Annotated in this window: 10 protein-coding genes; 6 read left to right on the forward strand and 4 right to left on the reverse strand. The window is 59.9% G+C overall.

All coding sequences use genetic code 11. The annotated features are described in order from the left end of the window. Positions 1–131: 131 nt before the first annotated feature. Positions 132–827, reverse strand: coding sequence for a pirin family protein (locus ACIOVD_RS19675; RefSeq protein WP_159995871.1), 696 nt, complete (start codon positions 825–827; stop codon positions 132–134). 253 nt (positions 828–1,080) lie between these two features. Here ACIOVD_RS19675 and ACIOVD_RS19680 point away from each other — a divergent pair, with 253 nt between their 5' ends. Continuing rightward, positions 1,081–3,597 carry a UvrD-helicase domain-containing protein gene (locus ACIOVD_RS19680; RefSeq protein WP_401129717.1) on the forward strand — a complete coding sequence of 839 codons (2,517 nt, stop codon included), beginning with the start codon at positions 1,081–1,083 and terminating at the stop codon, positions 3,595–3,597. On the opposite strand, the gene ACIOVD_RS19685 is transcribed toward ACIOVD_RS19680, so the two are convergent. Continuing rightward, a complete protein-coding gene (locus ACIOVD_RS19685; RefSeq protein WP_401129719.1) occupies positions 3,588–3,863 on the reverse strand; it encodes a DUF1652 domain-containing protein in 276 nt (91 codons plus the stop codon). The two genes, ACIOVD_RS19680 and ACIOVD_RS19685, sit on opposite strands and share 10 nt — an antisense overlap. Positions 3,864–4,107: 244 nt before the next feature. Here ACIOVD_RS19685 and ACIOVD_RS19690 point away from each other — a divergent pair, with 244 nt between their 5' ends. The 5 genes from ACIOVD_RS19690 to ACIOVD_RS19710 all read left to right on the forward strand — a co-directional run bounded on the left by ACIOVD_RS19690 (position 4,108) and on the right by ACIOVD_RS19710 (position 9,146). Next, complete coding sequence (locus ACIOVD_RS19690) at positions 4,108–4,923, forward strand: helix-turn-helix domain-containing protein (RefSeq protein ID WP_401129721.1); 816 nt, start codon at positions 4,108–4,110, stop codon at positions 4,921–4,923. Positions 4,924–4,973: 50 nt separating this feature from the next. Next, positions 4,974–6,380 carry an NAD(P)/FAD-dependent oxidoreductase gene (locus ACIOVD_RS19695; RefSeq protein ID WP_401129723.1) on the forward strand — a complete coding sequence of 469 codons (1,407 nt, stop codon included), beginning with the start codon at positions 4,974–4,976 and terminating at the stop codon, positions 6,378–6,380. Between the two features lie 28 nt (positions 6,381–6,408). Next, positions 6,409–6,750 carry a cupin domain-containing protein gene (locus ACIOVD_RS19700; protein WP_095170241.1) on the forward strand — a complete coding sequence of 114 codons (342 nt, stop codon included), beginning with the start codon at positions 6,409–6,411 and terminating at the stop codon, positions 6,748–6,750. A 53-nt stretch (positions 6,751–6,803) separates the two neighbouring features. Continuing rightward, the gene (locus ACIOVD_RS19705; protein WP_401129725.1) at positions 6,804–7,898 is read left to right on the forward strand and encodes a polyamine ABC transporter substrate-binding protein; all 1,095 of its coding nucleotides are present in this window, start codon (positions 6,804–6,806) and stop codon (positions 7,896–7,898) included. Between the two features lie 144 nt (positions 7,899–8,042). Further along, positions 8,043–9,146 carry a P1 family peptidase gene (locus ACIOVD_RS19710; protein WP_401129727.1) on the forward strand — a complete coding sequence of 368 codons (1,104 nt, stop codon included), beginning with the start codon at positions 8,043–8,045 and terminating at the stop codon, positions 9,144–9,146. Between the two features lie 53 nt (positions 9,147–9,199). On the opposite strand, the gene ACIOVD_RS19715 is transcribed toward ACIOVD_RS19710, so the two are convergent. Together ACIOVD_RS19715 and ACIOVD_RS19720 are read right to left on the reverse strand one after the other, a co-directional pair. Beyond that, complete coding sequence (locus ACIOVD_RS19715; RefSeq protein WP_401129729.1) at positions 9,200–11,221, reverse strand: reprolysin-like metallopeptidase; 2,022 nt, start codon at positions 11,219–11,221, stop codon at positions 9,200–9,202. A gap of 124 nt (positions 11,222–11,345) precedes the next feature. Further along, positions 11,346–11,570, reverse strand: coding sequence for a YgdI/YgdR family lipoprotein (locus ACIOVD_RS19720; RefSeq protein WP_095170244.1), 225 nt, complete (start codon positions 11,568–11,570; stop codon positions 11,346–11,348). Positions 11,571–11,756 lie beyond the last annotated feature (186 nt).

Genomic DNA, 11,756 nt, shown 5'->3' on the forward strand with positions numbered 1-11,756 from the left:
TTACTTTTGGGCTCCTCCAAAAGTGAGCCGCTGTAAAAGCGGAACCATAGGAGGCCGTTACCGCAAGAATGGATATGTACTCGGTCTAATCCAACACCCCGGTCGGCCCAGAGGCCGCCCCGGGGAAGATGTCAGGCCAGATCCACCAAGACAATCTCACTGTCCTCGATCGCGGTGACCCGCAACACCCGCTCATCGGCAACCGCCACACCGTCCCGCGCCTCGGCGCGCAAGCCATTGACTTCAATGACCCCCGTGGCCGGCACCAGGTACGCCCGGCGGCCGTTATCCAGGGCGTATTCGGCGCTTTCCCCAGCTTTCAGGTTGGCCGCCACCAAACGTGCATCGGCGCGGATCCGCAGGCTCTGGTCGTCGCCGGCCTTGCCGCTGGCCAGGGTCACGAAACCTTCGCGTTGGCCCTTGGGAAAAGGCTTGGCGCCCCAGGACGGAGCCGAACCAGCCTCGTTGGGGATGATCCAGATCTGGAAGATCCGGGTCGCCGTCGACTCCAGGTTGTACTCGCTATGGGTGATCCCGGTCCCGGCGCTCATGACCTGGACGTCTCCGGCCTCGGTACGGCCCTTGTTGCCCAGGTTGTCCTCATGGCTGATAGCGCCTTCGCGAACGTAGGTGATGATCTCCATGTCGCGGTGCGGGTGCTTGGGGAAGCCGGTGCCCGGGGCGATCACATCGTCGTTCCAGACTCGCAGGTTGCCCCAGTGCATACGCTTGGGATCGTGGTACTCGGCGAACGAGAAGTGATGGTGGGCGTCGAGCCAGCCGTGGTTGGCGCCGCCCAGGGAGGTGAAGGGTCTGAGTTCAAGCATGATCGTCTCCTGAAAGGTTCGTCATACAACGAGAACCGGTGGTTGATGGCGTGCATCTTCCATCAGGCATGAATCGATAAAAAGCGTAAAAACCCCTTCAAACCGATCTATAAATTAGATATTTATTCGCGAGGCCTGCTTCGGCAACACCTTCACTTCATCACTTAAACCAATGATGGATAAGCATTTGACTAGAACTCCCGGGCAAATGCAGACACCATAGCCCGCAACAGCCTCACACCCTGGAGTCAGCGTGCCGCAACACACCCCCGATCTTCCCCCCGAGCTTTTGCCCCTGGCCGAGATGCCCTTGTTCAAGCGCCTGGCCGCGCGTTTCTTTGGCCATGGTCTGACCCGTTTGCGCGCCCAGCATCGGGCTTCCTGGCTGCACGGCCAGGCGGACGGCTTTCGCAGCGGACATACCGCCGGGGTGGATTACGGTTATCAGGAAGGCAGGGCCGAAGGGTTGGAGGAAGGGCGCCAGGTCCTGCTGATTCGCGATAGCCGCTGCACCGAGCACCCGGCACCACGGGTCGACGAGCACTTGTTCGACGACTGGCGACTGCCCCTGAGTGCTGACCTGAAGAAGCGCGTCAAGGCTGATGTCGCGCGCCTGCTGCCGGGGGCAGCGCAACCCAGCGCCGCGCAGTGGAAGATGATCTTCAGCGATACGCCGTCTACCTCGGTGATTGCCGGGGCGGGCGCCGGGAAGTCGACCACCCTGGCGTTGCGCATCGTGTTGCTGACCCAGTACCTGGGCTTTGAACTGGACTCCCTGACCGTGGTGACCTTCACCCGGGAGTCGCGCAAGGACTTCATCAACAAGCTGATTGCTCTCTACGCCTTGTGGGGCCGGGCGCTGTCGCCAAAGGACGCGCGCGACCTGGTGCGCACTTTTCATTCGCGGATTTTGCCGATGGTCCGCAGCCTGCCTGGCTTCGAGCGCCTGCAAGCCTTCGAGAACCTTAGCGAGCGGACACTGCTGGATGACACGCAGGTCGACAGCAACCCCTTCGACCTGCGGATCAACGACACTCAGCGCCAACAGCTCAACGCCTGTTTTCACCGATTGTTTACCGATAACCTGCGTTTTCGCGAGTTGATCACGCCATTGTCGCGGCACGCCTTGCAACTCAAGGAACTGGAGCGCGACCACCCGGATGTACAAAAACGCATGGCAGTGACTGAGCTGGCGGCCAAGCGCGACGAAGAACTGTGCGATGTCGTCGAGGACCTGTGGTTGCGTGCCGGCGCCTGGCCGATCAAGGGCATCGAGCCTAGCCGGCAGACGTTCGAGATCAATGGCGCGACCTTTCATTGCCACGGTTACATCCCGAGCCTGGACGCCTGGGTGGTGCTGGGCTTCGACCCCCAGGAAAATCCCCAGGTAAGCCGCCCCAACGCCAAGCTAACGGTGCGCGCAGAATGGGCAGTAAAGCGCACCCTATTTCAAGCTTTCTGTCGTAAGCCTTTGATTTGGATAGATAGTTATCAATCGTCAAGACGGGTCTTGGCGACGCTGGCAGGGGATGCCAGCGCCGGTCCCGGGTTCGACTACAAGGTCAAGGGCGAGCTGGCCAGCGCGCCGTTGCTCGACTGTTTTGTCGGTGCCGCCAGCTTTATCGAGAACCTCGGCCTCGACGTGCCCACCGCCGTGGGCCAGATGTCCTTTGCCAAGGATGATCCAGACCGGTTTTTCTTTGAGGCATTGAGTCTGTTCTGGCGCACGTTCGAGGATCATCTACTGGACCAGAAGCCACCAGTGATGACCTACAACCGGATGTTCGCCTTGTTCAGCGAGCACTCGCCGGAAAACCTCAGGCTGCTCAGCGATGAACTGCTGCGACCGATGTCGCACCTGATGATCGACGAATTCCAGGACGTATCGCCGCAGATCGTCTCCTGGTTGCGGGCAACTCTTCGCGAAATCCGTCGCCGCGGGCCGGCCATGCATGTCGGCCGTGGGGCCCAGCGTTCTTCACTGCTGTGCGTGGGTGATGACTGGCAATCGATCTACGGCTGGCGTGGCAGTTCGCCCAAGTACTTCATGGAGTTCAACCAGCAGTTCTCGTCACCCAGCACTACCCGGGTAATGCTCAGCGATAACTACCGTAGCCACCAGTACATCATTGATGCGGCCGAACATATCGTGCGTGCCGCCCCGGCGATCCCAGGCAAGAAGGCCAAGGCGTGCGGGCAGGCGACATCTTTGTTGCCGGTGCAGATCCATGAGCGGGATGAGGCTGCGCTGGGCAAACGCCTGACGGAGCACTACCAGAAGGGTGATTCAATCTTAATGTTGTATCGAAAAAGCAGCGATAAGTTATTGATAGAGAAGCATGTTTCATCTGTAGTTAATGTTGATTCTAGCTTGCCGTACGAGGCCAGACGCCTCAAGCAGTTGACCTATCACAGTGCCAAGGGGCTCCAGGCGGACGCGGTGTTCCTGCTGGGGGACTGCCAGCACCTGACCAGTTCGCCCTACAAGAATCAGGTCTATCGGATGGCGGGACTGGGCAAGGACGCAGATGCCGATCCGTACGACAGCGCGCAGAAAGACGAAATCCTGCGCTTGGCGTATGTCGGCATCACCCGTGCGGTCAGTCATTGCTATTGGTACGTCGATGCCCAGGAAGGCCCGATGGTGAACATGCCGCGGGCCTCCGACCGGATCGCCGCCAAGCCGTTTTTCGCCGATCACCGTACAGGTGGTGGGAGCGAGCCCGCTCCCACAGATTTCAAAGCCATCGGGTTGGGGGCTCAGGCGTAACTCTTGAGCGCCTGGGAGGGGATGAAGGCTTCGAGTTCATCCTCCACGGCTTCGATGATGCGCTCCACATCTGCCGCGTTCATCACCGTGGTGCAGGGAATCCCGGCGATGGCCAGCAGCGTCTCGCCGCTGACACGGTCGAACAACCGCGCAATCATGCTCCCCGGGGCATCCATGTTGGCCTCGAAGCCCACGGGATGAAAATGCCAGCGCATCAACTGGCAGGCGTTGGGAAAGGTGACCTTACTCTGCGAAGCCTTGTTCATCTGTTGCCCACCTGGGTGATCGAGCGCTTCCGTTAGCTCATGGCAGGAGAGAGCGCCCTCTGTGGCGCCACCGGTTGAGTGAATAAAAATAGCACTCGTTCAGCCTGCAGTTACTGGGTTTTTCAGGCCATTTGGCGATTGAACGCGGTTTTTATGCGCTGGATCACGTTCCGGCGTTGCCCATTGCCATTGAAGCCCGCGGGCAAGTTCGGCAAGCTCGGTGCTTTATGTCGTCGAGTGCCCTATGCCTGCCCCAGAAGATGGCCCGTTGTTGACCCAGGCTACCGGCGAAACCGTGCTGCGTTATCACCTGTGCTGGAAGCACCGCGACCTCGACGGCGTGATGGCGCTGTATCACCCGGACATCCAGTACCACGACTTTTTCCAGAACCGGGTCCTGGGCTTGAGTGAGTTGCGTGAATACGTGCGCAGTAGCATGCCCCGTGATCCCGAGGAGGCGCTGGAGCATTCGGACCGCATCCGCCTGGATGGCGATACCGCGTTCATCCAATACCGCATGACCCTGCGCGGTGGCGAAGGGCTGGTGTCGTTTCGCTCAAGCGAGGCCATCACCGTGCGTGACGGGCTGATCTGGCGCGTCAATGAGTACGCGTCCCTGGTCCACGAACCGCGTGACAGCCAGACACCAGGTGCGCCGCGTCCGGCAGCCAGCCGGCTGGGGCTGTCACCCCGGCAGCTGAGTTTCATGGCCCAGGACCTGCAGCAGTATTTCCAGCGCCAGCAAGCCTATCTCGATCCACAATTGGATCTGCAACGGGTCGCCGAGGAGTGCGGTTACAGCCGCAACCAGATTTCCTACCTGCTCAACCAGGTCCTGGGGCAAAGCTTCTACCGCTACGTCAACCAGGCGCGCTTGCAGCATCTGCTGGCGGCACTGGACCGCGCCACGCCCCCGGTGCGCATCGACGAACTGGCCTTCGCCGCCGGGTTCAATTCGTTGTCGGCGTTCTATAGCTGTTTTCGCCAGCACACCGGGCTGTCGCCCAAGGCCTACGTCAAACAGATTTCTTTGCGTGCACGCGCGCAAGACAAGCCCTGAGCCAACCCACTAGGATCGACGCCATCGAAACTTGAATGGCGGAGACTTGCATGCCGGCGTGGCGCACGATCAGTTTGTGGATGGACCAGCTCGAGGAGCCGCTGTTGCCGAGGTCTGCCCTTGAGCACGACCTGGATGTCGATGTGGTGATCATCGGCGCCGGGTACACCGGTCTCTGGACCGCGTACTACCTCAAGCGCCAGGCCCCGGAGCTGAACATTGCCATTGTCGAGGCGCAAACTGCCGGTTTTGGCGCGTCGGGCCGCAATGGCGGCTGGCTGATGGGTAACCTGCTGGGCGAAGACCGCCTGCTGGCCGGCTTGTCCGCCGAACAACGGCGGGCCTCCTTCGACTTGCTGCACAGCATTCCCGATGAAGTGGCGATCGTCATCGAACGGGAAGGCATCGACTGCGATTACCGCAAAGGCGGGGTGCTGTATTGCGCCGCTCGTTACCCCGAACAGGAGCACAGCCTGCGCCAGTATCTGGACGGGCTCTATGCCCAGGGCCTGAATCAGTCCGACTATCGTTGGCTGACCCCCGAGCAGCTCAACCAGCAGATCCGGGTTGCCAAGCCCTATGGCGGCATCTATGCGCCGCACTGCGCGACGATCCAGCCGGCCAAGCTGGTGCGGGGCCTGGCACGAACCGTGGAGCGCATGGGGGTGAAGATCTTCGAAAACAGCCCCGTGACTGCCTGGCAATCGGGCAGCGTGCGCACCGCCAAGGCCAGCGTGCGTGCGCGTTGGGTGGTGCCGGCGGTGGAGGGTTATGCCGTGACGCTGGCCCCGCTGGGTCGTTATCAATTGCCGGTGCAGAGCCTGCTGGTCGCCACCGAGCCGTTGTCCGCAGCGACCTGGGACGAAATCGGCCTGAGCCGCGGCCAAGCCTTCAGCGAAAGCAGCCGCCAAGTCACCTATGGCCAGCGTACAGCCGACAATCGCCTGGTGTTCGGCGCCCGTGGTGGTTACCAGTTCGCCGGTCAACTGCGGCACAACTTCGACCTGACCAGCAGCGAGGTGGAGCTGCGGCGCTACCTGTTCGGTGAATTGTTCCCGCAGCTCAAGAACGTACAGATCACCCATTCCTGGGGCGGCAACCTCGGCATGTCGCGCAACTTCAAGCCGCACATGCTGTGCGACGTGCGCAGCGGCATCGCCCTGTCGGGTGGTTACGGCGGTGAAGGCGTCGGCGCCAGCAACCTCGGCGGCCGGACCCTGGCCGACCTGATCCTGCAACGCGACAGCGAGTTGGTGCGCCAGCCCTGGGTCATCCCCCAAGGCGGCCTCGACGCGTTGCGCGCCTGGGAGCCGGAGCCGCTGCGCTGGCTGGGCTACAACGCGATCATCCGCAGCTTCATCCACGAAGACCGCACCCTGGCCGACCTGCACAGCGCGCCCTGGCGCCGCAAGCTTGCCACGCAGGTAGCGGGGTTCATGGAAGGCTTGATGCACTAACGCGCTTCACTCACCCACAGGTATCGACATGAGCATTACCCAGTTCAAGAACACCCATCATGTGCCGCTGCAGGAATCCGCCCCGGTCGCAGTTCCGCTCGGTACGCCGGTAGCGGTCACCTCGACCACCAGCGTGGAGCGCAGCGACGGCGTCGAAACCGGGATCTGGGAGTGCACCCCGGGTCGCTGGCGGCGGCAGATCGTCGCGCAAGAGTTCTGTCACTTCGTCCAGGGCCGCTGCACCTTCACCCCGGATAACGGCGAGCCCCTGCAGATAGAAGCCGGCGATGCCTTGATGCTGCCCGCGAACAGCACCGGGATCTGGGACATCGAGGAAACGGTGCGCAAGACCTACGTATTGATTTTTTGATCCTCTGATCAACCGAAGACCTGCCAATAAAAACGCCAAACAGGAATCGAATCATGATCCGCTTACCCCGTGCACCCCTGATGCTGGCCCCGCTGATGTTGGCTGCGTCCCTCAGCCAGGCCGGCGAGACCGTGAAGGTCTACAACTGGTCGGACTACATCGCGCCGGACACGATGAAAAACTTCCAGAAAGAAACCGCTATCGGTTTCAGCTATGACGTCTACGACAGCAACGAAACCCTCGATGGCAAGTTGATGACCGGCCAATCGGGGTATGACGTGGTGTTCCCCTCCAACCACTTCATGGCGCGGCAGATCGCTGGCGGGGCGCTGAAGAAGCTCGACAAGAGCCAACTGCCGAACTGGCAGAACCTCAACCCGGTGTTGCTCAAGGCCCTGCAAGACAACGACCCGGGCAACGAGCACGGCTTTCCCTACCTGTGGGGCAGTACCGGGATCGGCTATAACATCGCCAAGGTCAAGGCGGTGCTGGGGGACAACGCCCCCGTGGATTCCTGGGACCTGATCTTCAAGCCCGAATACATGGAGAAGCTGCAGAAGTGCGGCGTGGCAATCCTCGATAACGGCCCGGAACTGCTGCCCGCGGCCTTGAACTACCTGGGTTTGCCCCACCACAGCAAGGACCCGGCGGACTACAAGAAGGCCGAAGCCCTGCTGATGAAAGTGCGGCCCTACGTCAGCTATTTCCATTCCTCCAAGTACACCAGTGACCTGGCCAACGGCGATATCTGCGTTGCGGTGGGTTTCTCCGGTGACATCCTGCAGGCCGAAAGCCGGGCCAGGGAAGCCAATAACGGCGTGGACATCGGCTACGCGATTCCCAAGGAAGGCGCGGCGATCTGGTTCGACATGGTGGCCATGCCCGTCGATGCTCCCGACGAAATACAAGGCTACGCGTTCATGAACTACCTGCTGCGCCCCGACGTCATGGCCAGCATCAGTAACCATGTGCACTACGCCAACGGTAACCAGCAGGCCGATAGCCTGATCGACCCGGCTATCAGGAACGACACCAAGGTCTACCCGAGTCCGGAAATGATGGGCAAATTGTTCGCCCTGCAAGCCATGCCCCTGAACATCGACCGGATTCGGACCCGGCTGTGGAACAAGATTCGCACCGGGAGTTGATCGGCACTATCCCGTAGGGGATTGCGTCCCTGTGCTTGTGGGGGGCATACCCCAACGGGGTAATGGGCGCGACAGTCGGGGTTCTCTAGAGTAGCGGTCCTTCGCCGGCGCAAACCGGTGCTTGAATATTGCTGAGGAGAGGACATGCGTGCACGTGATTTGGGCATCACCCTGGGCTTGGGCGTACCGGGACCGTTGAATGCCATTACCGATGTCCCGGGAGTTCGGGTCGGGCACAGTACGCTGCGCGAGCAAGTCAACGGCAAGCAGGTCAGGACCGGCGTCACGCTGATCCAGCCGCGGGCCGGTCATGCGCGGCAGCAGCCGTGTTTCGCCGGTTGCCATGTGCTCAACGGCAATGGTGATGCCACGGGACTGGAATGGATTCGTGAAGCCGGGCTGCTGACAACCCCGATTGCCATCACCAACACCCACAGCGTCGGCGTGGTGCGTGACGCCCTGGTTGCGCTGGAGCGTGACAGCCTCGCGGACCCTGCGACCTACTGGTGCATGCCAGTGGTGATGGAGACCTACGACGGCGTGCTCAACGACATCTGGGGCCAACACGTAGGCCCGCGACACGTGGCAGAAGCGGCCGCCAATGCCAGTGCTGGTCCCGTGGCGGAGGGCGCGGTCGGCGGTGGCACCGGGATGATCTGCCATGAGTTCAAAGGTGGAATCGGTACCGCGTCGCGGCAGGTACCGGCCGGGCAGGGTGGCTACACCGTCGGCGCGCTGGTCCAGGCCAACCATGGCAAACGCCGCGAACTGCGGATCGACGGCTACCCAGTCGGCCGCCAACTGGTGCCAAGCCCATCGCCCTTCGAACACCAGGGCACGCCTGGCATGGGCTCGATCGTGGTGGTCCTCGCGACCGATGCGCCCCTGCTGCCGCACCAGTGCCAACGCCTGGCCCAGCGCGCCTCGATCGGCATCGCCCGCACCGGCGGCGGCACCGAAGACTCCAGCGGGGACATCTTCCTGGCGTTCGCTACCGGCAACCAGGACCTGCCGCCTGCGGACTACGGGCGCAAGGACCTGCCATTGAGCACCCCCCTGGCGATGCTCAACAACGATTACCTCTCGGCCCTGTTCAGCGCAGCGGCCGAAGCGGTGGAGGAGGCGATCATCAATGCGTTGCTCGCAGGCGAGGATATGTGCAGCGACGATGGCCGCCAAGTTGAGGGGCTCAAGCCCGGGCTGCTGCTGCAGGCGCTGGGTGCTACTGGATGGCACAGTACGACGTAGTACTGGCCTGATGAACCCGTGAGGCGAAAACCTCACGGGGGTGAGCAATGCGCTTACTGCACGATGCTGAAGTTGGCGGGAGAAACTGCGAAAAATACACTGCTGTTGCAGCTCAAGCGAATGCGCGAGTTGGCGCTGCCCTCGTCAAGCGTAGGCAGCGTTACTTGAGCCTGTCCGGTGTTTGCAGTTGACGCGAGTAATGGTTGAGTCAGATAAGTGTGACCGCCATCAAGGGACAGTTCGATCCGCACGGTCTGGCAGGCGATCGGCGTTTGGGCGGTACCTGCAACGAGCCAACTGACAGATTGGGCAGTGCCGACCTGCCATGTGGTATTGCTGGTGGGTTTAGTCACTGCGAAGGCCTGGCCAGTATCCATGACGTGGATTTTGCGGTCGATGTAGGCGGTGGACGCCAGGTCCGGCAGATTGTCACGCACGGTCAGGCGGAAATTCAGCTCGCGTGTGGTCGCGGGGTAAACTTCTCCATTCAGGCGCTGTTCCGCGAGAATCGCCTCTAGCTTTGGAAAGGTACGCGTTCCTTCAAGGCTGGGCGGGTATGAGCGGAAAATCGGACCTTGGATCTTATCGCTCAATGCTTCGTTCTCCAACTGCTCCGGCCCCAAATCGATTTGTTCCCAGGTATAGGTCAATTGCGCATTCGGGACGGTGGAGTAAGCATGCCCGGTAAGCGCAAACGGGGTCCGCGCCGGGATGAACAGGCTCGCATCACCATAGGGAGTCGCAATTACCGGAGGGCGGTTGGGGTTGATCCGTTCAACGCCACAGGTCGCGCCGGCTGCGGAAGTGAAGGCGTGCACCTGCTCGATGTTTTTTGCATGAAAAAAAGTGTCTTTATGGTTCTGCAGGTTGTGCAGTGGGTTTATGGTTGGCGGCCATTGTGTTGACAAGAAACACTCGCCCGCATAACTCATGATGGTTGAGCCGCTGCCGGGTTCGAAAGCAGCATCTGCGTCACGTATGCAACCATTAAACGTGTGATCTGCAGCAAATTGATGGCCCAGTTCGTGAGTGACAGTGTTAATGAAATACTGGTTAAGTAGTTCGACATCATCCTCTTTCGGGGTTAGACCGCTACTGGCCTTGGCCTTGCCTTCGTCATCACAAACAGCAGCGTTTATTGCTCCGCCCCCTTCAGACATTTCAAATAAATGCCCCACATCAAAGTTTTCGCTGCCAATCAACTCTTTTAATACACGGGTATTTTGTTTGCGCGAATAGTCGAAATCTTCGTCATCCGTGGGGGAACGATAGGGATCCGTGGTCGGATCAGTAAACATCAATTTGTCGTTGTCTTCGACCAGCCTCAGGTGTATTCCAAGATCCCGTTCAAATACCGCGTTCACTCGATTGATAGATTCGACCACACTGGCCAAACTGGCTGCAACGCTGCCACCGAAGTATTGCGAATATGCACTGGTGGTTGCCACTGCAAGACGATACTCGCGCGAGTGCTGATTAATCGGCGAGGTCTGGCTGGGTTGGGGGCTCGTTAGTGCCGGCACGCCCTGGCGTGGCGGCTCGGTCCTGTGTGGCGGGGCACTGGCAAGGAGCCCAGGAATACGAAAGCTGCGGTAATTATCGGGGGAAGAGGAGGGTCGATTAAGGTTGGGTACGGGCTGGATCTGCCATGTGCCTTGTGGGTCAAATATTATCGCCCGCATTCCGCGATCAGATATGTCCATGCGTATGTGGCGGCCATGCAAATCAGTGCCTTTCATGCTTTGTATCTGCGGGTAACGTTGGGCAAGTTCTGGCGGTAGAACATTGGAGTCGGTGAGGGTGAATACCGTGTCGCCACCTTCTGGTAGGGGTAATTGCAGTTGTCGGGAGGTGCCATCTTTGGCGGTTTGCTGGATGGATTCTAAAACAGAAGGATCCAAGCGAAAAGTGTCAGGTGCGAGCCGCGCTTGTTGAAACGAAACAATTGTCGATGAGGGAGCGGGGAAGGGCTGCGCAAAGACTGTGAGTGGTGCAGTGGTGGTGGCTATGCTAATGCAGTTGATGAGGTAACTTAAGTTAATGTTTCGGTGTGTGCTGGACAATGAATAAAACATGCGATCACCTGGCTTTATAATGTTTGTAAACTTCCGATGACTCGTCTGTTTATCAACAAATATAAAGCACTTCAAATGATCGCCTGTTACTTGGGGTTTCCTGTTGCAGCGTGAAGGCGCAGGGTCATTTTTCCTTGCGGATGGTGGCGACATCATCCGCCTTGACCTTGACCGTCGCGCCAGAAATGTCCTTGAACTCGACAAAACCGTCTTCAGCGGTGGTGTCCGGCATATCTTCGGTCAGGTATTGGGTGCCGTTCTGCAGGGTCACTACCGTTGGGGTCGAGCAACCTGCCAGCGCCAGCAAGGCGACCACGGCCAGGGGCATGCACAGAGTACGGATGTTCATACTAAAACCTCTCAATCCAGAATCACTCGATCGGCCTGATGCAAGGAGCAGCGGCGCGATATCACTAGGCCCTTGGTCCCGCTTATCCCGGGAAAGTTCGCTTAGGCCCTGAAAAAGCTGGAAAAATACCACATCAGGGTAGATGGAATGGACAAAACCCGGCCATTTATCTTTTTCCATTTGCCA

This window comes from Pseudomonas sp. NPDC087626 (assembly GCF_044743405.1).
GTDB lineage: Bacteria > Pseudomonadota > Gammaproteobacteria > Pseudomonadales > Pseudomonadaceae > Aquipseudomonas.